Consider the following 23,884-nt stretch of genomic DNA (forward strand, 5'->3'; position numbering starts at 1 on the left):
GTGCGCGCCTACGTGCTGCGGCGCTCCCTGCTGGCGCTCCTGCAGTGCCTGGTGGTGCTGGTCGCCGTGTTCGCCGTCGGCGCGCTCCTGCCCGGAGACACGGCCGACGTGCTGCGCGGCGAACTCGGCACACCCGAACAAGTAGCGGCTCTGCGGCAGCAGTTGGGCCTCGACGAACCGGCCTGGACCCGCTTCGGGCACTGGCTCGGCCACCTGTTCACCGGCGACCTGGGGCACTCGCTGACGACCGGGCTGCCGGTCGGCGACGACATCGGCCGCCGTAGCGGAGTGACGCTGCTGCTCGGCGTGCCCGCGCTGATCCTCGTCACCGTGCTGGCACCGCTGCTGGGAACCGTGTCGGGGCTGCGGGAGGGCAGCCGCCTCGACCGGGCCCTGAACACGGTCACGGTTCTGCTGCACGCCGTGCCCGAGTTCGTGCTCGCGCTGCTCCTGGTCGCGTCGGTCTCACTGGCGGCGGGACTGCTGCCCGCCACCGCCGTCGGCATGGACACCGCCGGGCTGCTCGGGGAGCCGTCCGTGCTGGTGCTTCCCGTGGTCGTACTGACCGCACGGCACCTGTGCGATCTGGCCCGGCAGATACGCGCCGGAGTGGCAGGGGAGCGCCACGGTCCCGTGGCCGAACACCTGCGACTGCTCGGCGTACGCGAGCGCACAGTGGTGCTCCGCCACGTGCTGCCCAATGCCCTCGGCCCCGCCGCCCAGCAGTACGCCCGTTGTGTCGAGGGACTGCTGGGCGGCGCCGTCCTCGTAGAGGCCGTCTTCGGATTCCGCGGACTCGGCAACGGCTTCGTCGAGGCGGTGCAGAACCGCGATCTCCCACAAGTGCAGACGTACGCGCTGCTGTTCACCGGCACCGCGGTCGTGGTGAACCTCGCCGGTGACCTGGTCGCCCACCGCCTGGCACCGCGACGGGAGATGGCCCCATGACGCCCCTGCCCGTGACCACCGGCCTGCGCAGGGATCGGGCCCGCCGCCCTTGGACCGCTCTGGTCCTCCTCGCGGTGCCGGTGGCGACGGCTCTGATCGGTCCGTGGGTGGCCGGGGACACGGCTCCGCGGGAGGACGCGCTGCCCTCGCAAGCGCCCGGCGGAGGGCATGCGCTCGGTACCGACGTCCTGGGGCGGGACGTGCTGTCACTCGTTCTGCACGGTGGCGCCTCGGTGCTGGGAAGCGCCTTTGGTGCCCTCCTGATCGGCATGATCGCGGGAGTACCCCTGGGCCTGCTGGCCGCCGGGCCGCGGCGCACCCTCGACGAGACGGTGATGCGCACCCTGGACCTGCTGCTCGCCTTCCCCGGGCTACTGGTGCTGATGACCCTGGCCGCGACGGGCCACCGCGACTGGTACTGGCTGCTGACGGTCGCCGGACTGCTCCAGGTACCGGCCGTGGCCCGCCTGGTCCGCGGAGCCGCACTTGCCCCCGGCGCCCGTACGGTCGTCGAGGCACTGCGGATGCAGGGCCGCGGCTGGGCGTACATCCATCTGCGGCATCTGGCACGGGAGTTGGCCGCACCACTGGCCACGGACGCGGCCGGCCGGTTCTCCGTCGTGTTGTATCTACTGGCCTCCGCGAACTTCCTCGGCCTGGGCCTGCCCGCCTCCTCACCGGACTGGGCCGTTCTCATCGAGCGCAACAGCGATGCCCTGTTCACGCAGCCCGCCGCCGTCCTGGTACCCGCCGGCCTGCTGACGGCGCTGTGTGTCGGCAGCAACCTGCTCGTCGACCGCACCCTGGCCCGCAGGAGGAGAAGCCGGTGACCGAGCCGCTGTTGAAGATCCTGGACGTCTCCGCCTGCGCGGACGCAGCGCCGCACCCTCTGCTGGACCACGTCACGCTGACCGTTCCCGCGGGGACCGTGGTCGCTGTCGTCGGTCCGTCCGGCAGCGGCAAGACCACGCTGGGGCTGGCCGCCCTCGGTGCTTCGCGCGGCGGCATCAGGCTGGCGGGGCGCGTCCTGCTGTCGGGTACGGACCTCATGCCCCTGACGCCCGACCGACGGCGTACCGCTCGGGCAGGGTACGCCGCTCACCTGCCCCAACACCCGGAGAGCGTCCTGGATCCGGTCCGCCGCACCGGAGGCGCCCTCATGGAACTGGCCGCTCTCGCACACGTCGGACGGGACGCGCGCAAAGCGGCCGCGGGCCGGGCGCTGGACCTGGCCGGCCTGCGGTGGGACGCCGTGCGCCGCCGCTTCCCGCACCAGCTCTCCGGCGGCCAGCAACAACGTGTGGCACTCGCATCCGCCCTGGTGACGGGCGCGCGCCTGCTGGTCCTCGATGAACCGACGAGCGGCCTGGACCCGGCACTCGCGCACGCCCTGGCAGACACGGTGCGAGGCCTCGCGGATGACGGGAGGGGGGTGCTGCTGCTCAGCCACGACCTGCCGACGGTGCGTGAGACGGCCGACCGCGTCGTCGTCCTGGAGCACGGCCGAGCCGTGGACGAGGGGCCCACGGCGGACGTACTGGGCGCCACCGTCCGTGCTCCGGGTTCCGGGCCGCCGTCCGACGCGGCTCCCGTCGCTGTCCGCCATCGGTCCACGCGGGAACTCCTGGCGGCGGAGCACCGAACCGGCCTGGGCCGGGTACCAGGTCCGGCTGCGGGGACCCCGACTCCGCAGGGCAGCGCAGGGGTGGTCGCCGAGGGCATCGCCGTGCGCCGCCGATCCTCCGACCTTCTGGCCGGGCCGGTGTCGCTGGCCTTCCCGCCCGGCAGCCGCACCGCGCTGATCGGTGCCTCCGGCTCGGGCAAGACGACCTTCGCCCGGGTACTGGCCGGGCTGACGACACCGACGCTGGGCGAGGTGCGACACGACGGCAGACCGCTCCCCGCCCGGGTCGACCGCCGCTCGGCGGCACAGCGCCGCGTTGTCCAGTACGTGCATCAGAGCAGCGCCGGTTCCTTCGAGACCCACCGCCCGGTCGTGAACCAACTCGCCGACACGTCAAGGCTGTTGCGTGGCCTGGGCGACGGCGAGGCGACGGCCGAGGCGATCGGGACGGCGACGGCCCTGGGGCTCGACGAGGCCCTGCTGCACCGCAACCCCGACCAGCTCTCCGGTGGGCAGCTGCAACGCTGCGCGCTGGTACGGGCACTGACGGCACATCCGGCTCTGCTGGTGTGCGACGAGGTGACCTCGGCCCTGGACACCGTCTCCCGGGAACGGGTCATCGACGCCCTGCCCCGCCTGCTCGCCCCTGCACGGACGGCGCTGCTGTTCATCAGCCACGACCTGCCCGCGGTACGTGCGCTGACCGAAGAGGCCGCACTCTTCGAGGGCGGTCGCTGTGTGCGCAGCGGGCCCGCCGACGAGGTGCTGCCCGCTGCCCCGTCGGGCTCGCCGCCGGTGTACTGACCTTCGTCACCGTGGCCGCCAAGCTCCACCTGCCGCGCCCGGCGGTCTCGTCTTCACCACCGCGGTCATGCTGTTCACCACCTGGGGCGGCACCGAGCACTCCTGGGCCTCGGGCATCATCCTCGGCCTCACCGCCCTGAGCGCGCTGTGCCTGATCGTCCACGTGCTCGTCGAACGCCGGGCGCCCCAGGCGATCACACCGCTGCGGCTGTTCCGCTCCAGCGTCTTCAACCTGGCCTCCCTGCGGTTCTTCCTCGCCACGCTCGTCCTCTTCGTCTTCGTCGGCATGCTCTACGTTCCGATGTTCCTGCAGAGCGTCCAGCACAAGTCCGCCTTCACCGCAGGCCTCTACGTCATCCCGCTGATCGTCGGCCTGGTCACCGCAGCCATGGTCTCGGGGTCCCGTCGCCGAGGAGCAGGCCTAGGACGTCACCGCAAGGGCCCGCCGGCGTGGCTCCGACTGCGGCTGGGGCAGCCGACGCATCGCCGTCGGCGGCCTGAGCGCCGGAGCCAAACTGGCCATCGACGTCTGCCGGCAAGCCCGGGACACCGCCCAGTTCATGCCGATCGTCCTGATCAGCGCCTATGGCGCCACCGACATGACCCTGGCCCCGTCCCGGCGCACCTCACCGAAGAGTCACCCCGCGGTCGCACCCTGGCTGATCAAGCTGATGTACAGCAGCTACTTCGCCGACCCGGACGCACGCGAACTTCCACTGGCTTCACCGGCCATGACTCCGACATGGCACCGTTCCCGCCCACGCTGATCATGACGGGCGGCCTGGACGCCATCGCCGTGGAGAGCGACCGCTTCGCCGCCCGGCTCACCACGGCAGGCGTCGACGTCACCCACCGGTGCTTCACCGACGCCGAGCACGGATTCACCCACAACAAACCCGCCGCCACGGCTCGACAGGCGCTCGAATGTTTCGCCCATCACCTGCGGCGGGCTACGGGGTGGCCTGTGCCGAGCGACTGTCGCGGTGTGAACGCACATGGACACAGTTCAGTCGCGGGCCAGGACCACCACCGCGTTGTGGCCACCGAAGCCGAAGGAGTTGCTGACAGCCACGGTCGAGGCGAGGGGCCGGGCTGTGCCGGCGACCGCGTCGATGTCGAGCGCCGGGTCCGGGTCGGTCAGGCCGGCCGTGGGCGGGACGAGGTCCGCGCGCAGGGCCAGGACCGTCAGGGCGGCCTCGATCGCGCCGGCCGCGCCGAGCGTGTGGCCCAGGGCGCCCTTGGCGGAGGTGACGGGCGGGCGGTGCGGGAAGACGCGGGCCAGGACCGCCGCCTCCACCGCGTCGCCGCGGGGCGTGGACGTGCCGTGCGCGTTGACGTGGTCGACGTCGCCGGGGGAGACCCCCGCTTCGGCGAGCGCGGCGCGCAGGGCACGCTCGGCGTGGCGCCCCTCGGGGTGCGGGGCCACCAGGTGGTGGGCGTCGCTGCTCGCCCCGTAACCGATGAGGCGGGCCGCCCGGGGAGCCGAGCGGGCGGCCGCGTATTCAGGCCGCTCAAGGATCAACGCGCCCGAGCCCTCGGCGATGACGAAGCCGTCGCGGGCCGCGTCGAAGGGGCGGGAGCACTGGTCGGAGAGTGCGCGCAGCTGGGCGAAGCCGGTCACCAGAAGAGGGGTGACGGCCGCTTCGACGCCGCAGACCACGGCGATGTCGCAATGGCCCGAGGCGAGCAGGTCGCGGGCGGTGCCGAGCGCGGTGGCCCCCGAGGCGCACGCGGTCGCGACGTTCAGGGTCGGGCCGGTCACGCCGAGGTGCTGGGCGATGGCGGCGCACACCATGTTGGGCAGGTAGCCGGTCAGGAAGTACGGGGAGACGCTCTCCGGGCCGTCGGTGGCGAACCGCGCCTCGGCGGCCTGTTGGGTGTGCGCCCCTCCTACAGAGCACCCGGTGACGACAGCGACGCGGGCCGGGTCCCACGCGGTGGGGTCGAGTTTGGCCGTGTCCAGGGCCTGGGCGACGGCGGCCAGGCCCATGCGGGCGCCGGGATCGAGGTGCGCGGCACCGGACAGCCGTGGGCGCAGACCGTCCACGGCGGCGACGCGGCAGCTCAGGGAGACCTGCAGGTCCCGCAGTTCGGGGTCCGGCCGGGCCGTGGCGCGGCCGTCGCGGACCGCGGCCCAGGTGCTGTCGGTGTCGGGGCCGGCCGCGGTGACCAGGCCGAGGCCCGTCACCACGACGCTGGTGTCCCGCGTCATCCGGCGCGGCGCGCGTCTACGCGGGCGGAGAACTCGGCGAAGGTGAGCTCCCGCAGCTCGTCCTCGGTGGCGCTGACGCCCAGCTCGTCCTTGAGCGTGATGGCCATCTCGACGACCATCAGCGAGTCGGCGAGCAGGTCGGTCATACGGGTGTCGGGCCGGACGGCGGCCGGATCGACCTCGAACCTGTCGACGAGCAGGCCGGTGATCAGATCCGCGGTCGCTGGGGACGCAGAGGTACTCATGGCGGGCCTTTCCCTGAACGCTCCCGGAGATCGGGCGCTAGTGAGAGAGACCACCTCAATGGCATCTTTAGGCTTGCGGACGCCCATTTTCAGCTGAAAGTGGGATCTCGTGACGCAAGCGAACGCGAGACCGCTGGACGAAGTCGGTACCGACCTGCTGGACGGCGTACTGGGCTGGCTGGCCGACGAGTACTTCCGCGTGGACGTGACGGGCCTGGAGAACGTGCCCCGGTCCGGGGCCGCGCTCCTGGTCGCCAACCACTCCGGCGCCTGGGGCCTCGACGCCTTCGTCCTGCACAAGCTCCTGCACCGGGAGGTGCGGCGGCCGGTGCACCTCTACGCCTCCGCGGTGGCCTTCCGGCTGCCGCCGCTCGCCTCGTACGCCCGTCGGCACGACGCGTTCACCGATGATCCGACCCTGGGCCGGGAGCGGCTGGAGGCGGGGCATCTCGTCGCCGTGTTCCCCGAGGGGCTCGACGGGGTGGGCAAGCCGTTCTCGCAGCGCTACCGGATGCGGCCCTTCAGCCCCGGCTTCGCCGTCACCGCGGTGCGGACCGGTGTGCCGGTGGTGCCCGTGTCGATCGTCGGCGCGGAGGAGACGTATCCGAAGCTCGGTGAGATCCGGGCGCTGGCCCGCCGCTTCGACCTCCCGTACTTCCCCCTCACCACCCCGCTGCCGCTGCCCGCGAAGTGGCGGATCAGCATCGGCGAACCGATCCCCGCCCCGGCCCGGCCCGAGTCCTTCGCCGCCCGCTCGGCCGCGGCGCGGCGGCTGTGCGACGAGGTCTGGATCACCGTCCAGGGCATGGTCGACCGGGACCGGCGCCGCCGCACGACCCCGTTCTGGTAAGGCTCAGTTGGCCAGCCAGTCGGCGGCCCGGCGGGCGTCCGCGGCCGCGCGGGCACAGCGCTGGGCGTGGGCGAGCAGCGTCATCCGGCACTTCTCGCCGAACGCGTCGTGGTTCCAGCCGGACTGCCGTGCGCAGTCGGCGAGTTTGCGGGCGTGCTCCTCCAGGCTGCGGGCCCCGGCCGCGGCGAACGTGGCGTAGTGGGCGGGGCTCTGCCCGACGGCGGGCGGCAGATACCCGTCGGCCACGGGGCGCGCGGCGGTGTCGCGCGGTACGTGGTCGGCGTCCGCGAGGGCGATGCGCAGGGAGGCGACGGGCAGCTCGGCCGGGAGCGCGTCGGCGGTCAACTGCGGGGCGAGGACGACCGGTTCGGCGAGCCGGGTGAGGGCGCGGACGAGCTCGGTGGCGGCGAGAACACCGAGTTCGGCCGCGGCGCACGGGGCGGGCGCCGCGCACAGCGACGCCGAAGGATCTCCGCTGCCGTGGCCCTGTGTCTCGTCCAGGTCGCGCAGCCAGGCGGTCGCGCACAGGATCTCGGTGCCCGCCTCCACGGCCAGGTCGTGCCAGGCGAAGGGGGCGCGGATCTCGTGCACGGTGGCGGCCAGCGGCGGGTAGCGGCGCAATGCCTCGCCCACGGCACGCTCGGTGCGGTCGGTGGCGGGCAGCAGCGGCTGCACCGTCACCAGCGCCAAGGCCTGGGCCGCCGTGTCGGTGAGGGCCCGGGTGACGGTCTCCAGCGCGTGCTCGACGACGGCGTCCCCGGTGTCGTCGGCGAGGCCGGCGGCGACGAGTCCGCCCGGGGCACCGGTATGGACGTACGGGTCGAGACGGCGGCGCAGCGCGGCGGCGCGGGCGGCGTACTCGGTGCTGTCCTCGGCCCGTGCGGCGGCTTCGAGGATGGCGCTGACAAGGCTGTCGTCGGCGGCGGCGTCCCCGAGGACGATCCGTCGCGCGAGGCGCCCGGTGAGGGCGCACCAGTCGGCGCGGTCGAGGCTGCCGTCCGTGCGGCGCGCGGCGTAGATCCGCGCGGCCTCCTCGTCGGCGGCCGCCCGCACCCCGTCGCGCACCGCGCCGAGGGTGACGGGCGGCGCCGCATGAGGTGTCAGCCGCAGCCGGCGGCCCTCGGCGGTGAGGGCGGTGACGGTGCCCCGGGCGCCGGCTTCGTCGGCGACGCCGACCAGGCTCGTCGCGTCGTCCGCGGTCAGCGGCATCAGGAAGGTGCCGAACGCGGTGCGCAGCCGGGTCGGCCGGCCGGAGGCGGTGCGCCGCAGCTGCGACAGGACCTGCCGGGTCAGGCTCTGCCGGGTGAACGGGGTGAGGCCGAAGGCGCGGGCCGGCGCGTCGATCCAGGAGACGCGCTGCGCCGCCAGCGCGGCGCTGATCAGCGCGTTCTCCAGGGGCCAGGCCGTCGCGGGGCGGCGAGGAGCGGTCGTGGTGTCACTGGCGTTCATCGCCGGTCTCCCTCGGGGGGTCGCTGGCTGGCGGCGTCACTTGTCGCGCAGCAGATAGGGCTGGTTGCCGACGATCTCGCCGTCGTAGCGGGTGATGAGCTCGTTGACGCTCGCGCGGTGCGGGACGTCGCCGTTGCGCAGGGTGTCGGCGTAGGCCTGTGGGGCGTGGGAGAGCGGGTAGTCGTACGTCTCGTCCAGCCAGGAGAACTCGACCCAGCTGTCGGGGATGTCGTTCGCGGAAGCAGGCCCGCGCCCGTCGAGACCCGGGATGACGTCGTGCTGGTTGACGAGGCTGACGACCTGGGTCGTGGGGTCCGCGGGGCGCTTGGTGTCGATGGGGGAGCCGACCGTGACCACGTGGGTCAGCCGGTACGTGGACACGAAGTCGAGGTCGCAGGCGAGGTTCATGGCGGTGATGCCGCCGAGGCTGTGACCGACGATCATCAGCTCCGCGCCCTCGGGTACACCCGCGCGCAGGAGCATCTGCTTGGCGGACCGGCTGTACGTGGTGTCGGTGCGCAGCAGCGCGTCGAACGCGCCGACGAGATCCTGCGGGGTGCTGTTGCTCAGCCGCCCGAAGCTGGTGCCCGGCAGCAGCAGGACGTGCCGCGGTGTGCCGTCCGCGCAGGAGATGCTCCGCAGCAGGGCGAGCCCGTGGTTGCCGAGGGCGGAGATGTCGTCGATGTAGCGGACGATGTCGTTGTCGGAGCGGGCCAGGACACGGGTCAGCATCGCGTCGGCCTCGCAGCGCTCGGCGCGCCCCGCGCCCGGGTTGAGGTGCCGGATCAGGCCCGCGGGCAGGCCGAACAGCGGGTCCGTGGTGGGCACGCCGCCGGACAGGGTGACCCAGGCGAAGCTGTCGTTGGTCGGGTTCTCGTCGAGCAGCCCGGCCAGCGCGAGCAGCTCCATGATCACGGGGCTGATCGTGGTCAGGGTGCGGGTGACGCCGAGCAGGTCCACCAACTCCCGGGCGGCGCGCACCACTTCGATCCTGCGGCCGGCGACCACGGCATCCGTGAGCCGCTTGGCGAGCGGGGCCGCCAGGCTGGGATGCTCGCGGGCCGCGGCCTCGATGCGCAGCGCGAAGGCGTCCACGGCCATCGCCACACAGGCGGGCCGCCGCCGCGTCGCGGCGCCCAGGGACCGGACGGTCTCGCCGACCAGACCGCCGTTGGCGGCGATGCCGAGCCCGGCGGGGTTGGTCATCGCGCGGGCCGCCGACAGCGCGGTGCCGAGCGCCCAGCCGGGGCGTCGCAGCGCCTGCACGCCGACCCGCCAGCTGGCGCCGGCCGCGGTCAGTTCCGCGCCCGTGCGCCGTGCCGTGATCGCCGCGTCCGCGAGCAGCACCGAGGCCGCGATCAGCAGCTCGGCATCGGTCCGGACCGGCTGTTGCCTGGTCTGCCGCACCTGCGTCACGGGCGTCCGCTCGCCGATCGCGTCGGCTGTCCGGGCTGTCATCCCCGCCACCTCGTCCCTGGGTGTCCCGGCCGCACCGCGCGGAGACGCACGACGCCGGACCTCTCACTCCCAGCAGTAGAACCGTCGCGGTGCCGGTCGGCAGGGCCGCTGCCGCTGCTCGGGTGAATCACCGAGCGTGTACGCGCGCCGGGCTCGACCGCGGGCGCCTGCCCGTGCGCAACCTTCCGGTGTGATCATCGGACGAGAAGGCGCGAGGGCGACGCGGCCGGCACGATCGGCGCGGTGGCTCCTGGCCGCCCTTCTCCTGAGCACGGGGTGCTGGTCGGCCGCAGGCCCCTGTGCCGCCGACGGCGCCGGACCGCACGGACTCGTCCTGGAGGTCACGGTGAACACCCGGCCGGGCCTGGGCGCCCTGGACCCCGGCATCCGGACCGGTGCCGCCGTCGTCAAGTCCTACCGCCTCGTCAACCACGGCGGCGCCGACCTGCACGACGTGTGGGTAAGGGACCCCGGAATGCCGGGCGCCGCGATCCGCTGCCCCGGTGGACGGGGCCGGGTGCCGATGCTGACCGGGCTGCACTCGCTGCGCTGCACGGCGACCGGGGTCGCGCGCCCCGGTGCCTGGATCGGTGAGGTCAGGGCCGTCGGCCAGCTGCATCTGGTGCGCGCCTCCGTGCAGGCCAGCGCGCGTTCCGGATACGCCGGGGTCGGCGCCGCCCTGGCCCTGACGGAGACGGCACGCGTCACCGGCCCCGACCGGGCACAGATCCGCTACGTCCTGGTCAACAACGGCAACCGGCCCGTCCACGGCGTCCGGGTCACCGACCCCGCGCTGGCCCCGGCCCGGATCGTCTGCGCGGGCGGGCGGCCGGTCGTCGCCCACCTCGCCGCCGGGGCGCGGGCCGCGTGCACCGCCGAAGTGCGGCGCGCCCCTGGCACGTACGTCAGCCGGGGGCGCGCCGACGGCAGCGACCTGCTCCGCACCCTGAACCCCCGCGGGGCGCCGGTGCCACCCCCGCTGCTCACGGCGCGGGCCTCGGCACGCTTCACACTCCGCGCCCCGGCGCCCGTCGTTCCCGTGGCGCGGCGGCCCGTGCGACCGGTGGCTCAGGTACAGCGGCCCCGCGTCGAACGACCGGCAGCCGCGCCTCCCCTCGCGGCACTGCTCTTCCCCCCGACGCCGCCGCCTCCGGGCATCGCGGCACCGGGTATCGCGGCACGGGGCACCGCAGTGCCGGGCATCGGGGTTCCCGGCGTCCTGCCACCCGCTCCCGCCGTGCCCGAGGGGGTGGCTCCCGGCGTCGCGCCGCCCGAGCCCGCCGTACCCCCGGCCCCGGCGAAGGGACGGTCCCCGGCATCGCCTCCTGCGGCGGCGCTGACCCCGGCGGAGGCACCGGAAACGGCGGTGCCCCCCGCGGCGGTCCCGAAGGAGGCCCGGTCACAGCCCACGCTGCTCAGGCGCCTCATCCGGGAGGACCACACCCCCACGAGCCTGGGCATCCTGGCCGCACTGTTCCTCATCCTGCTGCCCGCAGCCATCGCGGCCGCCGTGTTCGGCTCCCGCAGACTCTGACCGCGCCACCACGAAACGGGACCCGCCGATGATCGAAAGCCTCGCCATCGTCCTGGGCGTCGCCCTGCTCGCCGGAGCGGTCGTCCTGGTCAAACACCGTTTCTGGCCCCTGGGCCCGGACGAGGAGCCCCGCGAGGACGTCGCCGAATACATCTCCATGATGGTCGGTGTCCTGTACGCGCTCGTTCTCGGCCTCGCCCTGGTGTCGGTCTGGGACACCCACTCCGGAGCCGAGGACCACGCCGCCACCGAGGCCAGCGCCGCGCACCAGATCCATCTGCTCGCCGCGGGTCTCCCCGCCGGGCAGGCCGACCGGATGCGCGGCGAGATCGAGGCGTACATCCGGCACGTCACGGACACGGAGTGGCCCGCCATGGCCGAGCGCGCCCCGCTGGGCGCGGAAGGCTGGCGCCTGCTGAACGAGGTGCGCGCGACGAGTCAGGTGCCGGCGGACGCCACCCCCGCCCAACTGGCCACGGGACAGGAGACTTTGGCACAGCTGAGCACCTTGGACGAGGCACGCCGCGGCCGGGAGGCCGACTCCACGGAGCGGCTGTCACCGGTGATCTGGTTCGGCCTGATCGTCGGCGGCGTACTCACCATCGCGTTCATGTTCATGTTCGGCGTCCAGCGCAGCTTCACGCACGTCGTGATGGTGATGGGCCTGTCCGCCCTCATCACCTTCACGGTGCTCCTCATCTACCAACTGGACAGCCCCTTCCACGGATTGTTCGCCGTGGACCCGACTCCGTTCACGCTGTACTTCTGACCGCGGCGACCACGCAGACGCCGCTTTCTTGATACGACTTGCCGCATGGACAAGGGGCATGAAGCGCGCGGGGAGAAAGACGCGATGACGGTGGAGATCATGTTCGCTCTGGTGACGGCCGCCCTGTTGGCCGCGCTCGTGTTCGCTGTGCTCCTGGTGCCCGCCCTCCTCGTCGGCGTCAGCGAACCGGTCGGGAAGGGCTTCCTGATGGTGGGAGCCGCGTCGGCGGCGGTCGCCGCGGTGTGGCGCGTCGTGCGCGTGCTGCTCCGATTCGACGCGCGGCGACGGCTGGGGCGATGAACGACGCAGGGGCGGCCCCCTTCATGGGGCCGCCCCTGCATCGTGGCGTGGCGTGGTGTGGTGCGTGGGTCAGTGCTTGCCGATGTCCTTGGTCTTCTCCTTGGCCTGACGTGCGTCGCCCTTCATCTGCTCGGCACGGCCCTCGGCGGTGAGACGCTCATTGCCGACGGTGCGTCCGGCGGCTTCCTTCGCGGCGCCCTTGACCTGCTCGGTCTTCGCCTTGGCCTTCTCGTTGGCGGTCATGGTCCGCTCACGCTCCCTTGGCATCGACATCATGTCCTGGGTATTCGCCTGGCCGCTCGGACGCGGAGCAAACATCGTCATCGCCATCGAATTGCGCGGCCCTCGCCCGGCCCGCACGCGGCGGGCCTCTGCCTTCCCTTCAATCCGTGAAAGTAACGCACCCATTCTGCGTTTGTGGGTTCAGGCCAAGAGCACACGGTGGCAAGGAGGTTGATACCGGTGGCCGCACGCGCCGTCGGTACCGGTGGCGATGCGCGCCATCTGATCTCCTCACCTGAGCGGCGCGGCACCACGGGCGGTGGTGAGCGTGCCAAAGGGGTGGGCCTGCCTGGGACGGCGAGGCCCACCCCTCTTTTCGTGTTCGCGTCAGCCGGCTTCGCGGGGCCGGGTCGCGGTCGCGAGGTCCGGATGGACGGTGAAGACCTGGTCCAGGCCGACGATGCGCAGGATGCGCAGGGTGTTGGCGGGGACGGCGGCGAGGACGATGTCGGCGCCGAGGGCGTGGGCGTGGTTGCGGGCGGCGAGCAGGGCGCTGATGCCGCTGGAGTCGCAGAACGGCATCGCCCCGAGGTCCAGGATCAGGAGCCGGCCCGGTTGCGGAGTGGTCGTGGGCAGCAGGTCACGCAGCTGGGGGGCGGTGTCGTGGTCGAGGTCGCCGATGAGCTTCAGGACCGTACCGGTCGCGCAGTCTTCAGCCGTGATCTTCAGTGGGCTCATGGCGTGCTCTTCGTCGTCGTGTCGGAGGCGGGCACGCCCAGCGCGAGCAGGGCGGTGTCGTCGTCGAGGCCCTCGCCCAGTCCGCTCAGCAGGTCGGCCAGCGCGGCGATGACCGCCATGGCGGACGAGCCGGCGTGCTCGGCGGTGAAGGCGCGCAGTGCCTCGTCGCCGAAGAGGGACGAGCGGTCGGGGCCGGTCCGGGCCTCGATGACGCCGTCGGTGTAGAGGAGGAGGGTGTCGCCGGGATCGAGGATGGTGGTGGCGGTGGTGAAGCGGGGGTCGGGCAGGGCGCCGACGAGGTGACCGCCGGGGGTGTGCAGGAAGCCGGCCGTGCCGCCGGTCCGCAGGACGAGAGCCGGAGGGTGACCGCCGGAGGCGAGCTGGACGGTGACGCGTCCGGTGTCGGCCTCGGGTTCCAGGACGCCGAAGATGGCGGTGCAAAAGCGCGGATCGTCGCCCGAGTAACGGTCGAGCAGCACTTGGTTGAGGGTGGTCAGAGCGGCCACGGGGTCGGGGTCGTGCAGGGCGGCGGCCCGCAGGGTGTACCGCGTCAGCGACGTGACCGCGGCCGCCTCGGGCCCCTTGCCGCAGACGTCGCCGAGGAAGAAGCCGAACCGTTTGCCGTCCAGGGGGAAGACGTCGTAGAAGTCGCCGCCGAGCCGGTCGGGGGAGGCGGCGTGGTAGTAGGTGGCCGTCTCCACGCCGGGGATGGCGGGCAGGGCCGCGGGCAGCAACGACTGCTGCAGCACGGCCAGCGCCTGCTGCAGGCGGGCCCGGTCGGCGCGGGCCTGCCGCGCGGACTCCTCGGCGGCCCGGCGGCTGCGCAGCAGCTCCGTCTCGTAGGAGCGGCGGTCGGCGGCTTCGAAGACGGTGATACGGGTCAGCAGGGGCGCGCCGGTGCTGCCGTGCTTGACCGTGGCGGTGACCAGAACCGGCAGCCGGCCGCCGTCTGCCTGCTTGAGCTCCATGGCCACTCCGCTGATCTCGCCCCGCATGCGCAGCAGCGGCGCGAAGTGCGTCTCGTGGTACAGCCGGCCGCCCACGGGCAGCAGGTCCGTGAACCGCAACCGGCCCACCACGGCCTCCCGTTCGAGCCCAAGCCAGTTCAACAGGGTGTCGTTGAGCTTGACCACCGTGCCGTCCATGAGCGTGGAGACGTACCCGCAGGGCGCGTTGTCGTACAGGTCCTCGGTGCTGTCCTCCAGGAGCGCGGCGAACGTCGCGGCCGAGGCCGTCCCGCCGTCGGCCTCCTCGTGGCCGGACCCGGTGCAGCACATCACCGGAGACCTCTCAGGAACTCGGTGATCGACGCGTTGGTGGCCTCCGGAGCGGAGAGGTGCGGGCAGTGCCCGGTCGCGTCGAGCGTGACCAGCGTCGAGCCGCGAATCGCGTCGTGCACGTAGGCGCCGACCTCACGGGGGGCGATGGCGTCCTGCGTGCACTCCAGGATCAGCGTCGGCACCCGTACGTCCTGCAGGATGTCGCGGGTGTCCGAGAGGAACGTGGTCCGGGCGAAGACGCGCGCCATGTCCGGGTCGGTGGCGCAGAAGCTGTTCTTGAGCTCGTCGCCGAGATCGGGCCGCTCGGGGTTGCCCATGATGACCGGGGCCATCGTCGCCGACCAGCCCAGGTAGTTCGCGTCCAAGGACTCCAGAAGCTCCTCGATGTCCTCCTTGCTGAACCCGCCACGGTAGCCCTCGTCGTCGATGTAGCGCGGGGACGGGGCGATCATCACCAGGGCCCCGATGCGCTCGGGCGCCCGCCGGGCGGCCAGTACACCGATCATCGAGCTGACCGAATGGCCCACGAACACCGCGTCGCGCAGGTCGAGCCGGTCGCACACCTCCACCACGTCCTGGGCGTAGCCGTCCAGTGAGCCGTAGCGCTCCTCCGAGAACGCGGACAGGTCCGAACGGCCGGCGCCGACGTAGTCGAACAGCACGACACGGTAGTCCCGCTCCAGGGCGGGCACCGTCAGCCGCCACATGTTCTGGTCGCAGCCGAAGCCGTGGGCCAGCACCACCGCGGGCCCCTGCGGGTTCCCGGTCACCGTGACGTTGTTCCTGCGGAGGATGTCCATGAACCCCATGATCCCAGCCTTGCCGGAACGGTGCGTAGGCAGGTGCCGCGGCGCGTACCGCACGCCACGACGCATGGCCCGGCACCGCCGTTTGTCACCCGGACCGCGGGGCAGGCGGTGGGTCAGTGCTTGGGACCACAGGCGCATCTGTGAGGAGCACTGCGCCTCGATGCGGGTCCTGTCGCTTCTCACGGTCACTTTTGCCGGAAGCAGCGACAGGAGGACATCCTGATGGCCATTGGCCGAGTGCACGATGACGCGCCCGAGACCACGGAGGCGTTCCACCGCCTCGCCGCCGCTCCCGACGGGCCCGAACGTGAACTCCTGTGCCAGGAGCTGGTGGAGGCATGGCTGCCCATGGCCCACCGACTCGCCACGAAGTTCCGCAACAGGGGCGAGAACCTGGAGGATCTCAAGCAGGTCGCCGCCATGGGGCTGGTCAAGGCCATCGACCGCTACGACCCCGCACGCGGCGCCTTCGAGTCGTACGCGGTCCCGACCGTCACCGGGGAACTGCGCCGCCACTTCCGTGACCACACCTGGGACGTGCGCGTCCCGCGCCGGGTCCAGGATCTGCGGAACAAGGTGCGTGCCGCGCGCCGTGACGTCATGGACCAGCCCGGCCACGACGGTGAGGCGGGCATGGAGGAGATAGCAGCCCGGGCCGGGCTGACCCTCGACGAGGTCCGCGACGGCATGGAGGCGCTGGAGAGCTACAACTCCCTGTCGCTGGACGCCGAGTTCAGCGCCGCGGCGGACGGCCTCAGCCTCGCCGACACCCTCGGGCACATCGAGAGCGGTTACGACGTCATAGCCGACCGCGAAGCCGCCAAGGAAGGGCTCAGGGCGCTCCCGGAACGGGAACGCACCATCCTCTACCTGCGCTACTTCGAGGACATGACCCAGGCCGGGATAGCCGAGAAGGTCGGCATCTCCCAGATGCACGTCTCCCGCCTCATCACCCGTAGCTGCGCACAGGTCCGTGACCACGCCAACCGGGTCCCCGAACATCAGCCGCAGGCCGCCTGACCGACCGACGACCCCGCCCGGCCGCGAGCGCGGTCCGGCAGGGTCGTCGTCATGTCAAAGCAGGCATGCCATCGCAGGCAAGTCACCGCAGGCGGTCGGAGCGCGCGCCTGCTCCGCCGCCGCTCTCGTCGTTGTTGTCGTCGTCATCGTCGTCGTCATCGTCCTCGTCAGGAATATGGACGTCGAAGACGTTGATGTTGATCTCGGTCACGTCGAGCCCGGTCATCGTCTCGACCGCGTCGATCACGTGCGTACGGATCTGATCCGCGAGTTCGTGGATCAGCACGCCGTACTCGACCTCGACGTCGACGCCGATCGTGACCTGCTTGTCGTCCACCTCCACCTTGACCGGACGTCCGGCGGTCGAGGACCCGGGCATCCGGCCGGTGACCGCGCCCAGCGCCTTCTTCGCGCTCTTGCCGACCGAACGGACGCCCTCCGTGTCCCGGATCGCTATTCCGGCGATGGTGGCCACGACACTGTCGGCGATGGTGGTGGTGCCGCGCGTGCCGCGAGTGCCGCTCTGGTCAGCGCTAGGTGTCGTCGTGCTGCCGCTTCCGAGTCCGATGTCGGACATGGCCGCCTCACAGTGGATTGCCGGCACGGACGGGGATGCCCGCCCGTGAGATCCCCTCAATCACTCTGCGCCCCCTGGTCGCGATCTGCCATTCGAGTGACCCGCACCCGCCCGGCACGGGTCCCTCAGTCGCGGGGGAGGAGCGAGCCGAGAGGCCCGAGATCCAGGTTGAGATCCTCAGGGCTCAGTCCGTGCTGATCGCAGAGTTCCTGCATGCGCTGGTCGAGCAGCATGAGGGTGGTGCCGATCTCCTCGACCTGCTCGTCGTCGAGGCCGCCCTGCTCGACCCGGCGGATGGCCTGGCGCTCCATCAACTGCCGCAGCAACTCGACCACGGTCAGGACCAGAGCCACCAGGTCGCGCCCCATCTTCTCGGAGTCGAGATCGACACGGGAGCCCGTCACAGCGGCCCCCCGTCCGCCCACGGTGCCGGCACGCGCTCGTTCACCGAGGACAGGAGCGCGTGCAACGACAGCCGCACCAAGGGCACATCGGCGATGGCGATGACCAGGTCGCCGCTGACCACCACACCGGTCGACAGCACCCGGTCCAGCAGGTCGACGAGGGGCACCCCCAACGGACCGTTCAGGGGTCCGGGACTGTCCCAGGGCACCACTTCTCGCTCCACGACTACACCCCGCCGACGAAGGAGTAGGGCACCCACGGGCCGGACAACTCGATCTGCGCGCCCGTGCGCTCCCTCAACACCCCGACCAGACCCCTGAGTTCGTCCGCCCGGTCCGCGGCCACCAGATAGGTGGCATTGAGTACGTGTACGCGCTGCTCGCCCGTCAGCGCCGCACCGTGCGTACGGAGCCGGCGGGACTCGGCGGCGAGGTTGCAGAGCTCGGCGTCCACGGACTCGGCGACCTTCAGCGCTTCCTCCCGGCTCCGCTCCCGCCGGTCGTGGGCGCCGCGCCTGCGGTTCAGATAGGCGAGGCCGGCGCCCGGCGCCGGCGGGCCCTGACGGGCTGCCGCGGCGGAGGCCGCGCGCTCCGGCACCGGTTGCTCCGGCTGCGTCGCGGGCCGGTACACCTTCACGCCCCACTCCGTGTGGTGCGCGATGCGCTTCAGCGCGCCGTGGAAGCGGGCCGCCTCGTCGCCGAGGACACAGCGGGCCCGCTCGTCGTCGTGGTACAGCGTGGCGAGGGGCAGGGGGACGGCGGGGCCACGAGCGGCCGCCGCGGACACCGCCTCATGATGGGCCCGCGCGTACCGCTCGATCTCCTCGCGGTCCGACAGCCGGAGCTGCCAGACCTCGTCGGTGAAGTCGGCGGCCGGCACGGTCTGCACCACGGCCGTCAGCGTTCCGGACGCGAGCAGCCGGACCTGTCCGCCGCCGGGCATGCCCGGCAGAGCGGTGAGGTCGGCCGTGTTGATCGCGCGGGTACCGCGGCATACGGCGAACACGTATGTGGCGGTCGCGTCGGGTGCCGGTGTCTGTGCCTGCGTACCGGGGACGGAGTGCGTCACGACCGGGCGGCCTCCCTCTTCTTCTTGTCCGCGTTCTTGTCGGCGTTCTCGTCGGCGTCCTTATCGGGAGCCTTGCCGGGGTCCTTCTTGTCGGCGTCCCGGGGCGCGGTCCTGTCGGGCGACGCCTCCAGAGCCTCCAGACGCTCGCGCAGCTCACGGTTCTCGTCCTGCAGCGCGCTGCGCGAGGCCCGCGAACTCAGTGCCGGGTCGGTCTCCCACCAGTCGATGCCCGCCTTCTTCGCGGTGTCGACGGAGGCGACGAAAAGACGGAGCCGGATGGTGAGCAGCTCGATGTCGAGGAGGTCGATCTTGATGTCCCCCGCGATGACGATCCCCTTGTCCAGCACACGTTCGAGGATGTCGGCCAGATTGGTGGACGCGGGACCGGGCACCGGCCGGCCTTCCGCACTGAAGTCGAGGTCGGTCACCGTGACGACCCCGTGCGACGCTTACGGCTCGGACGCCGGGGAGAGGGCTTCTCCTCCTCCTGATCGTCCTCCTCCGCGTCCTCTTCCTCGCCCTCTTCGTCAGGCTCCTCCTCGCCGTCCTCGCCCTCTTCGTCGGAGCCGTCGTACTCCTCGTCCCACTCGTCCTCCGCCGGCTCGCCGTCCTGGTTCTCAGCGTCCTCCGACCCCTCCTGCTCTTCCTGCTCTTCCTGCTCGACGGCGTCCTCATGGGAGAGGACGACCTCGCCGTCCCGGATCTCGCCGCGCCAGCCCTCCGGTTCCTCGTCGGTGAGCGTGACGTACCGCTGGAAGTGCTTGAAATCCAGCCGCATGCGGCGGCCCTGCGCCCGCCACAGGTTGCCCGTCTTCTCGAAGAACCCGGACGGGTAGTACTCCACGACCAGCACGATCCGCGTCAGGTTCGGCGCGAGTTCGTGGAAGCTGACGGCGCCGCGCGTGCTGCCCTTGGCGCCCTCGGAGGTCCACACGATGCGGTCGTCGGGGATCTGCTCCTGCACCGTGGCCTTGAAGCTGCGCGAGGAGGGCCCGACCTTGACCTTCCAGTCGCTCTCCGTCTCGTCGCTCTTCGAGACCGAGCGGACGCCCTTGGCGAAATCGCCGAACTGGTCGTACTGGGTCCAGGCGTCGTAGGCCGTGCGCAGCGGCACACCCACGTCGAGGACCTCGATGATGTTCATGACTTTGCTGTCACCGGCCTTGCGCTTGCCCGTGCCGCCACCACCGAAGGCCTCCTTCGCCTTGTCCACGACCGCGTCCTTGGCTCCCTTGGCCTTGTCCGAGACGAAGGCCTTCACCGGAGACTCCCCCTGGAGCACCCGCGAGCCGATGGAGGCCAGCGAGCCGCTGTCGGCGGCGTCGCTCAACTTGCCCGTCAGATCGGTGAGTTTGTCGCCCGCCTTGTCGGCCAGGTGCTGGACCTGAGCGCCGGCGAACTTCGACAGCTCTTCCTTCAGCCGTCCGACGCCCGACTCCTCGGGGGCCTCGGACTCGGCCCTGTCGTTCCTTGCCATGACTGGCTACCTCCGCCGATCGGCGCGCTTGGGCGCGGTCCGCTTCGCTGACGCCGACTTCTTGGCGGCAGATTTCTTGGCCGTCGACTTCCGTGGGGCCGACTTCTTGGCGGGAGCCGACTTCTTGGCCGGGGCCGTCTTCTTCGCGGTTGCTGTCTTCTTCGCGGGTGCTGTCTTCTGCGCGGGCGTCCTTTTTGCCGGCGCCGACTTCTTCGCGGGGGCCGCCTTCTTGCCCGCGGGTGCTTTTTTGGCGGGGGCTGCCCTCTTGCTCGCGGGAGCCTTCTTGGCCGGAGCCGCCGTCCTCTTCGAGGAGGCGGAGTTCCCGGCCGAGTCGGCCTTCTTGGCGGGCGCGGCGGGGGACCTTCCGCGCCGGGGCCGCGGGGCGGGGCGCTCCTCCTCTTCGGGCTCCTCTTCCGGCTCGTCCTCCTCCTCGTCGGACTCGTCGGTTTCTTCGTCTTCCTCGTCCTCGGGACCGGCGTCCTCGGCGTCCTCATAGTCCTCGTACGCGTCGTCGTACTCGTCGTCGTCTTCCGGCTCCGCTGCCGAGGTGAGCCGGGCCGTGCGGTCGCCGATGGCGTCCGCCAGCGTGCTCATGCCGCGTTGGGCGGCGGCGCTCACGGCCTGGCGGCCCGCGCCGAGCACCTCGCCCCTGAGCTGGTCCTGCAATTGCGCGAACTGGGGCATCTCGCCGAGTTTGCGCATTCCCTGGGCCGCCAACTGGCGCGGTTCGAGCGCGAACCGCCGCCCCGCCAGATACGTCGCGACGCTCAGAGCCAGTCGGCCCTTCTTGGTCCGGCCCAGTACATACCCGCCCACTACGGCTGTGGCGAGCGCGACTTTGCTCTGGTCGTCCATCCCTGTCACCTTCTGTTTGTCGGCGTCGGGCCGGTCTGCGCGGCATACAGCCGGTCGAGCAGCCGCTCCTCGTCCGCTTCGAACTCGGCCTGCGTGATGTGTCCCTCGTCCAGGTCCTGGTTGAGAGCGGCGAGTTGTGCGCGCAGCACGCCCGGGTCGTAGAGCTCGCGCTCGGCGGCCTGCTGGAGCCGTCCGGCGACCCACACCACGCCACGGGCCGGGGCAAGGGGGAGGAGCAGCACCCCGGTGATCAGCCCCATCGTCATCCCCCGCCGACCGCGGCCGGCGGGGCCGGGGCGCGGGTGTCGACGAAGCTGTAGCAGGGGAGCGGTCCGGCGACGCGCAGGTCGACGTGTTGCTGGTGCGCGGCGGCGAAACGCTCGGCGGTGGCGCGGAACCGGCCGGTGTCCGAACGGGCCACGAGGAACGACACGTTGAGCGCGCACCCCTGGACGTCGGGGCCGGTGGCCGTCGCGCGGGCCATCGAGGCGAGGCCGCGCAGGGCCTGCTGACCGGCCTCGGTCGCCCGGCGGGACAGGGCGGCCGCGACGGCCTGTCCCAGCCGCACGTTGGCCTCGTAACCCGGGCGTCGGCGTGCTTCGTCGCGCAGCCGCCGCACGGTCGCGTCACCGGCGACCAGGGCGGCCAGCGCGTCGCGGGCCGGCATGGCCTTGACGTTGATCTCGACCTGCCCGGCGAGCCGCTCCAGCGTCGCGAGGTGGTTCGACTCCGCCGCGGCCAACTGGGCTCGCAGGGTGTCCTCGTCCGGCGCCACCGCACCGAACCGCATCGGCAGAACGGGGCCCGCCTCCGCGAGTCCCGTCAGCAGGTTCTGGTGAGCCATCAGATCGCGGCGCCGGGCGCGCAGCTTCGGGGGAGCGGCGCTCACGACCGCCGTCACCGGGCCGGTGCCGACCGTGCGCAGTTCGGCGGGCGGGCTGCCCACCCCTACGGCCCCCTCGGGCAGCGGAGTCGCCGCCCGGACGACCGCGTAGACGTACAGTGCGTCGACCGTCACGCTCATGCCTCCGCCCTGCGGCGACGGCTCGCGCCGCTGCTGCTGCTGCGGGCGGGCGCGCGGCGCCGCTTGGGAGGCTCGTACTGCTCGTCGTCCCCGTCGTCCGTGTCGTCGCCCTCGTAGGCGTCGTCGTCCCGGTCGTCGGAGTGGCTGTCGCCGCCGACCACCTTGCGCACGGTGTCACCGACGGACTCCGCGGCCGAACGCACCTTGCGCTTGCCGATCTTCTTGGCGGCACCGCCGCTGAGCAGTTCGGGGACGGTGGTGCTGCCCGAATCCCGTTCGAGGTCGAGGCGGTTGCACGCCTCCGCGAAACGGAGGTAGGTGTCCACACTCGCCACGACTATGCGTGCGTCGATCTTGAGGATCTCGATACCGACCAGGGAGACCCGCACGAAGACGTCGATCACCATGCCCCGGTCGAGGATGAGTTCCAGCACGTCGTAGAGCGTGCCGGCGCGCGGAGGGCAGGGAGCGATCTCGTCGGCGTAGGTCGTGGTCGTCATGAGGGTCCTTCCCTAGTCGTACGAACTGGGTCACTCGTCGGCGGCACCCCGCCGATAGCGGCGGAGCCGGCGGTACTCCAGGAGTTCGCCGTCCCGGTCGAGCAGCACCTCGTAGGAGGCGAGCAGGCTCGTGGTGTCCGGGATACGGGCCACTTCGAGGACGTCCACGACGACACACCAGCCGTCGTCATCGACGCGCCGCACCGCCGAAACGCCTTCGGTGCGGTGGCCGATCAGCCCTTCCAGGCTCTGGCAGGCGGCGCGGGCGGCGTGTTCGGGCCCCTTCTTGGGCGCGGATCTCCTCCGTGTCGCTGTCGAGGAGCCGCCGGCCCGAGCTGAACGTTGGTCTGCCATGTCGACAAGTCTTGTCAAGGACGGGCGCGCCGCATCTTGGGAGAGACCGGTGGGGTGGGGAGCGGTGCGCCGGGCGGTCTGCGCAGGCGGGCCGCGCCGCGCGGTGTGAGACTGCCCGAGGCGGCCGCGTCCGCCGGGACGGTACGACGGAGAGGGGCATGGCGTGTTTCCGGAGTCGGCGGACAGTGCTTTGGGAGAGTTCCTTGCCGACCCGGAGAACCTGCCGCTGGACCTGGCGACCTCCGTGGCCCGCAGCTCCAAGGCGCTGGGATTCGCCAACGCGGTGGTCTACCTCGCCGATCTGCAGCAGCGCCGGCTGACCCCGCTGAACTCGGCGGCGCCCGCGCTGCCGGTCGACGGCTCACTGGCGGGCTGGAGCTACCGCACCCAGTCCCTGCGGGTGGAAGAACACCACCACGGCGGAATGACGGCCTGGCTGCCGCTGGTCGACGGGGCGGAACGGCTCGGAGTCCTCGCGGTGGCGGCGCCCGTCCTCGACCCGGTGGCCCTGCGCCGCGGCAGAACACTCGCGGCGCTGTGCGCCATGATGATCACGTCGAAGCGGGCGTACAAGGACTCCTTCGTGCGCCGCTCGCGCACCGACTCCATGACCCTGCCCGCCGAGATGCTGCGCGCCTACCTGCCGCCCCGCACCATCGGCACCACCCACGCCCTGTCCACGGCCGTCCTGGAACCGGCCTACGAGATCGGGGGCGACGCCTTCGACCACGCACTCACCGACACCACCCTGCACGCCGGAGTCCTGGACGCCGTCGGCCACAACCTGGCGTCGGGACTGACCGCGGTGGTGTCCCTGGCCGCCGCCCGGAACACCCGGCGCACCGGCGCCGACCTGCCCGATCTGGTGAAGGCGGTCGATACGGCCCTGTCGCAGTGGCTGCCCGACCAGTTCTGCACCGCGGTCCTCACCCAGCTGGAACTCGCCACCGGCAGGCTGCGCTGGATCAACTGCGGCCACCCGCCCCCGCTGCTCATCCGCAACCGGCAGCTGATCGCCGGCGCCCTGGAGCGGGACCCCGAGCCGCCCATGGGGCTGCCCGCGATCTTCTCCGACATCCCGCGCCATGTGCACGAGACGTCGCTGGAGCCGGGCGACCGGGTCCTGATGTACACCGACGGCGTCACCGAGGCGCGCAGCGCGGACGGTGGTCAGCTCGGCCTCGAACGGTTCGCCGACTACGTCATCCGTGCCGCCGCCGCGGGTGAGCTGGCCGCGGAAACCCTGCGCCGGCTCATCCACTCGCTCCTCGACACCCAGGACCACCGGCTGCGTGACGACGCGACGATCCTCATGTTCGAGTGGCGCCCTCAAACCAACGGAGCCGGACGAGGCTGACGTTC

General features: G+C 72.1%; 28 protein-coding genes and 1 pseudogene. 10 read left to right on the top strand and 19 right to left on the bottom strand.

Annotated elements, in window-relative coordinates; all coding sequences use genetic code 11:
- From AB0J02_RS12125 to AB0J02_RS12140, 4 genes and pseudogenes are all read left to right on the top strand, one after another.
- Entirely contained in the window at positions 1-948 is a 948-nt protein-coding gene (locus tag AB0J02_RS12125) for an ABC transporter permease (RefSeq protein ID WP_363193515.1), read from the top strand.
- On the top strand, positions 945-1,778 hold the full coding sequence (locus tag AB0J02_RS12130; protein ID WP_363193516.1) for an ABC transporter permease: 834 nt from the start codon (positions 945-947) through the stop codon (positions 1,776-1,778). The genes AB0J02_RS12125 and AB0J02_RS12130 overlap by 4 nt, the downstream gene beginning before the upstream one ends.
- A complete protein-coding gene (locus AB0J02_RS12135; protein ID WP_363193517.1) occupies positions 1,775-3,376 on the top strand; it encodes an ATP-binding cassette domain-containing protein in 1,602 nt (533 codons plus the stop codon). The genes AB0J02_RS12130 and AB0J02_RS12135 overlap by 4 nt, the downstream gene beginning before the upstream one ends.
- 497 nt (positions 3,377-3,873) lie before the next feature.
- Positions 3,874-4,202, top strand: a pseudogene (locus AB0J02_RS12140) (alpha/beta hydrolase fold domain-containing protein); the annotation flags it as partial.
- 180 nt (positions 4,203-4,382) lie between these two features.
- Here the strand turns inward: AB0J02_RS12140 and AB0J02_RS12145 are convergent.
- Together AB0J02_RS12145 and AB0J02_RS12150 are read right to left on the bottom strand one after the other, a co-directional pair.
- On the bottom strand, positions 4,383-5,588 hold the full coding sequence (locus AB0J02_RS12145; protein ID WP_363193518.1) for a beta-ketoacyl-[acyl-carrier-protein] synthase family protein: 1,206 nt from the start codon (positions 5,586-5,588) through the stop codon (positions 4,383-4,385).
- On the bottom strand, positions 5,585-5,833 hold the full coding sequence (locus tag AB0J02_RS12150) for a phosphopantetheine-binding protein (protein ID WP_363193519.1): 249 nt from the start codon (positions 5,831-5,833) through the stop codon (positions 5,585-5,587). The genes AB0J02_RS12145 and AB0J02_RS12150 overlap by 4 nt, the downstream gene beginning before the upstream one ends.
- A 109-nt stretch (positions 5,834-5,942) precedes the next feature.
- Between AB0J02_RS12150 and AB0J02_RS12155 the strand changes: the two genes are divergently transcribed.
- Positions 5,943-6,683 (top strand): 1-acyl-sn-glycerol-3-phosphate acyltransferase, encoded by a 741-nt coding sequence (locus tag AB0J02_RS12155; protein WP_363193520.1) that lies wholly within the window; start codon positions 5,943-5,945, stop codon positions 6,681-6,683.
- Between the two features lie 3 nt (positions 6,684-6,686).
- Here the strand turns inward: AB0J02_RS12155 and AB0J02_RS12160 are convergent, their stop codons facing one another.
- Both AB0J02_RS12160 and AB0J02_RS12165 read right to left on the bottom strand, forming a co-directional pair.
- Positions 6,687-8,132 (bottom strand): hypothetical protein, encoded by a 1,446-nt coding sequence (locus tag AB0J02_RS12160; protein ID WP_363193521.1) that lies wholly within the window; start codon positions 8,130-8,132, stop codon positions 6,687-6,689.
- 36 nt (positions 8,133-8,168) lie between these two features.
- Positions 8,169-9,590 carry a hypothetical protein gene (locus AB0J02_RS12165; RefSeq protein ID WP_363193522.1) on the bottom strand — a complete coding sequence of 474 codons (1,422 nt, stop codon included), beginning with the start codon at positions 9,588-9,590 and terminating at the stop codon, positions 8,169-8,171.
- 190 nt (positions 9,591-9,780) lie between these two features.
- Between AB0J02_RS12165 and AB0J02_RS12170 the strand changes: the two genes are divergently transcribed.
- Genes AB0J02_RS12170 through AB0J02_RS12180 form a run of 3 tightly spaced genes read left to right on the top strand, consistent with a single transcriptional unit; the run spans position 9,781 to position 12,193 of the window.
- Positions 9,781-11,124: a hypothetical protein gene (locus tag AB0J02_RS12170; RefSeq protein ID WP_363193523.1), complete on the top strand. Its 1,344-nt coding sequence runs from the start codon at positions 9,781-9,783 to the stop codon at positions 11,122-11,124.
- Positions 11,125-11,152: 28 nt separating this feature from the next.
- A complete protein-coding gene (locus AB0J02_RS12175; protein WP_363193524.1) occupies positions 11,153-11,893 on the top strand; it encodes a hypothetical protein in 741 nt (246 codons plus the stop codon).
- 45 nt (positions 11,894-11,938) lie between these two features.
- Positions 11,939-12,193 (top strand): DUF6332 family protein, encoded by a 255-nt coding sequence (locus tag AB0J02_RS12180; protein WP_363193525.1) that lies wholly within the window; start codon positions 11,939-11,941, stop codon positions 12,191-12,193.
- A 69-nt stretch (positions 12,194-12,262) separates the two neighbouring features.
- Here the strand turns inward: AB0J02_RS12180 and AB0J02_RS12185 are convergent, their stop codons facing one another.
- From AB0J02_RS12185 to AB0J02_RS12200, 4 genes are all read right to left on the bottom strand, one after another.
- The gene (locus AB0J02_RS12185) at positions 12,263-12,436 is read right to left on the bottom strand and encodes a CsbD family protein (protein ID WP_363193526.1); all 174 of its coding nucleotides are present in this window, start codon (positions 12,434-12,436) and stop codon (positions 12,263-12,265) included.
- Between the two features lie 366 nt (positions 12,437-12,802).
- Positions 12,803-13,153 carry an STAS domain-containing protein gene (locus tag AB0J02_RS12190; protein WP_363193527.1) on the bottom strand — a complete coding sequence of 117 codons (351 nt, stop codon included), beginning with the start codon at positions 13,151-13,153 and terminating at the stop codon, positions 12,803-12,805.
- Entirely contained in the window at positions 13,150-14,430 is a 1,281-nt protein-coding gene (locus AB0J02_RS12195) for a SpoIIE family protein phosphatase (RefSeq protein WP_363193528.1), read from the bottom strand. The genes AB0J02_RS12190 and AB0J02_RS12195 overlap by 4 nt, the downstream gene beginning before the upstream one ends.
- Positions 14,430-15,233: an alpha/beta hydrolase gene (locus AB0J02_RS12200; protein WP_363193529.1), complete on the bottom strand. Its 804-nt coding sequence runs from the start codon at positions 15,231-15,233 to the stop codon at positions 14,430-14,432. Before AB0J02_RS12200 ends, AB0J02_RS12195 begins: the two co-directional genes overlap by 1 nt.
- A gap of 231 nt (positions 15,234-15,464) precedes the next feature.
- On the opposite strand from AB0J02_RS12200, the gene AB0J02_RS12205 reads away from it, so the two are divergent.
- Complete coding sequence (locus AB0J02_RS12205; RefSeq protein ID WP_363193530.1) at positions 15,465-16,262, top strand: SigB/SigF/SigG family RNA polymerase sigma factor; 798 nt, start codon at positions 15,465-15,467, stop codon at positions 16,260-16,262.
- A gap of 82 nt (positions 16,263-16,344) precedes the next feature.
- Here the strand turns inward: AB0J02_RS12205 and AB0J02_RS12210 are convergent, their stop codons facing one another.
- The 11 genes from AB0J02_RS12210 to AB0J02_RS12260 all read right to left on the bottom strand — a co-directional run bounded on the left by AB0J02_RS12210 (position 16,345) and on the right by AB0J02_RS12260 (position 22,522).
- Positions 16,345-16,839 carry an Asp23/Gls24 family envelope stress response protein gene (locus tag AB0J02_RS12210; protein WP_363193531.1) on the bottom strand — a complete coding sequence of 165 codons (495 nt, stop codon included), beginning with the start codon at positions 16,837-16,839 and terminating at the stop codon, positions 16,345-16,347.
- Positions 16,840-16,964: 125 nt separating this feature from the next.
- Positions 16,965-17,243, bottom strand: coding sequence for a gas vesicle protein K (locus AB0J02_RS12215; RefSeq protein ID WP_363193532.1), 279 nt, complete (start codon positions 17,241-17,243; stop codon positions 16,965-16,967).
- Positions 17,240-17,467: a gas vesicle protein gene (locus AB0J02_RS12220; RefSeq protein WP_363193533.1), complete on the bottom strand. Its 228-nt coding sequence runs from the start codon at positions 17,465-17,467 to the stop codon at positions 17,240-17,242. The genes AB0J02_RS12215 and AB0J02_RS12220 overlap by 4 nt, the downstream gene beginning before the upstream one ends.
- 2 nt (positions 17,468-17,469) lie before the next feature.
- Entirely contained in the window at positions 17,470-18,312 is an 843-nt protein-coding gene (locus tag AB0J02_RS12225) for a GvpL/GvpF family gas vesicle protein (RefSeq protein WP_363193534.1), read from the bottom strand.
- A complete protein-coding gene (locus AB0J02_RS12230; protein WP_363193535.1) occupies positions 18,309-18,740 on the bottom strand; it encodes a gas vesicle protein in 432 nt (143 codons plus the stop codon). The genes AB0J02_RS12225 and AB0J02_RS12230 overlap by 4 nt, the downstream gene beginning before the upstream one ends.
- Positions 18,737-19,789: an SRPBCC family protein gene (locus tag AB0J02_RS12235; protein WP_363193536.1), complete on the bottom strand. Its 1,053-nt coding sequence runs from the start codon at positions 19,787-19,789 to the stop codon at positions 18,737-18,739. Before AB0J02_RS12235 ends, AB0J02_RS12230 begins: the two co-directional genes overlap by 4 nt.
- Positions 19,790-19,795: 6 nt before the next feature.
- Positions 19,796-20,644 carry a histone protein gene (locus AB0J02_RS12240; RefSeq protein ID WP_363193537.1) on the bottom strand — a complete coding sequence of 283 codons (849 nt, stop codon included), beginning with the start codon at positions 20,642-20,644 and terminating at the stop codon, positions 19,796-19,798.
- Positions 20,645-20,649: 5 nt separating this feature from the next.
- Positions 20,650-20,904 (bottom strand): gas vesicle protein GvpG, encoded by a 255-nt coding sequence (locus AB0J02_RS12245; protein ID WP_363193538.1) that lies wholly within the window; start codon positions 20,902-20,904, stop codon positions 20,650-20,652.
- Between the two features lie 2 nt (positions 20,905-20,906).
- On the bottom strand, positions 20,907-21,662 hold the full coding sequence (locus AB0J02_RS12250) for a GvpL/GvpF family gas vesicle protein (protein WP_363193539.1): 756 nt from the start codon (positions 21,660-21,662) through the stop codon (positions 20,907-20,909).
- Between the two features lie 2 nt (positions 21,663-21,664).
- Positions 21,665-22,168 (bottom strand): gas vesicle protein GvpJ, encoded by a 504-nt coding sequence (gvpJ, locus tag AB0J02_RS12255; RefSeq protein WP_363193540.1) that lies wholly within the window; start codon positions 22,166-22,168, stop codon positions 21,665-21,667.
- 30 nt (positions 22,169-22,198) lie between these two features.
- Entirely contained in the window at positions 22,199-22,522 is a 324-nt protein-coding gene (locus AB0J02_RS12260) for a gas vesicle protein (RefSeq protein WP_363193541.1), read from the bottom strand.
- 190 nt (positions 22,523-22,712) lie between these two features.
- Between AB0J02_RS12260 and AB0J02_RS12265 the strand changes: the two genes are divergently transcribed.
- Positions 22,713-23,879 (top strand): PP2C family protein-serine/threonine phosphatase, encoded by a 1,167-nt coding sequence (locus tag AB0J02_RS12265; RefSeq protein WP_363193542.1) that lies wholly within the window; start codon positions 22,713-22,715, stop codon positions 23,877-23,879.
- Positions 23,880-23,884: the final 5 nt, after the last annotated feature.

Origin of the sequence: Streptomyces sp. NPDC050264 (assembly GCF_040655895.1) — a bacterium.
Taxonomy (GTDB): Bacteria; Actinomycetota; Actinomycetes; order Streptomycetales; family Streptomycetaceae; genus Streptomyces.

Bases quoted from the DNA above. Each gene is read 5' to 3' on its own strand.
- AB0J02_RS12130 (WP_363193516.1), top strand. From the start codon at position 945: ATGACGCCCCTGCCCGTGACCACCGGCCTGCGCAGGGATCGGGCCCGC.
- AB0J02_RS12145 (WP_363193518.1), bottom strand. From the start codon at position 5,588: ATGACGCGGGACACCAGCGTCGTGGTGACGGGCCTCGGCCTGGTCACC.
- AB0J02_RS12150 (WP_363193519.1), bottom strand. From the start codon at position 5,833: ATGAGTACCTCTGCGTCCCCAGCGACCGCGGATCTGATCACCGGCCTG.
- AB0J02_RS12160 (WP_363193521.1), bottom strand. From the start codon at position 8,132: ATGAACGCCAGTGACACCACGACCGCTCCTCGCCGCCCCGCGACGGCC.
- AB0J02_RS12165 (WP_363193522.1), bottom strand. From the start codon at position 9,590: ATGACAGCCCGGACAGCCGACGCGATCGGCGAGCGGACGCCCGTGACG.
- AB0J02_RS12175 (WP_363193524.1), top strand. From the start codon at position 11,153: ATGATCGAAAGCCTCGCCATCGTCCTGGGCGTCGCCCTGCTCGCCGGA.
- AB0J02_RS12180 (WP_363193525.1), top strand. From the start codon at position 11,939: ATGGACAAGGGGCATGAAGCGCGCGGGGAGAAAGACGCGATGACGGTG.
- AB0J02_RS12185 (WP_363193526.1), bottom strand. From the start codon at position 12,436: ATGACCGCCAACGAGAAGGCCAAGGCGAAGACCGAGCAGGTCAAGGGC.
- AB0J02_RS12190 (WP_363193527.1), bottom strand. From the start codon at position 13,153: ATGAGCCCACTGAAGATCACGGCTGAAGACTGCGCGACCGGTACGGTC.
- AB0J02_RS12195 (WP_363193528.1), bottom strand. From the start codon at position 14,430: ATGTGCTGCACCGGGTCCGGCCACGAGGAGGCCGACGGCGGGACGGCC.
- AB0J02_RS12200 (WP_363193529.1), bottom strand. From the start codon at position 15,233: ATGGACATCCTCCGCAGGAACAACGTCACGGTGACCGGGAACCCGCAG.
- AB0J02_RS12205 (WP_363193530.1), top strand. From the start codon at position 15,465: ATGGCCATTGGCCGAGTGCACGATGACGCGCCCGAGACCACGGAGGCG.
- AB0J02_RS12210 (WP_363193531.1), bottom strand. From the start codon at position 16,839: ATGTCCGACATCGGACTCGGAAGCGGCAGCACGACGACACCTAGCGCT.
- AB0J02_RS12235 (WP_363193536.1), bottom strand. From the start codon at position 19,789: ATGGCAAGGAACGACAGGGCCGAGTCCGAGGCCCCCGAGGAGTCGGGC.
- AB0J02_RS12240 (WP_363193537.1), bottom strand. From the start codon at position 20,644: ATGGACGACCAGAGCAAAGTCGCGCTCGCCACAGCCGTAGTGGGCGGG.
- AB0J02_RS12245 (WP_363193538.1), bottom strand. From the start codon at position 20,904: ATGGGGCTGATCACCGGGGTGCTGCTCCTCCCCCTTGCCCCGGCCCGT.
- gvpJ (WP_363193540.1), bottom strand. From the start codon at position 22,168: ATGACGACCACGACCTACGCCGACGAGATCGCTCCCTGCCCTCCGCGC.
- AB0J02_RS12260 (WP_363193541.1), bottom strand. From the start codon at position 22,522: ATGGCAGACCAACGTTCAGCTCGGGCCGGCGGCTCCTCGACAGCGACA.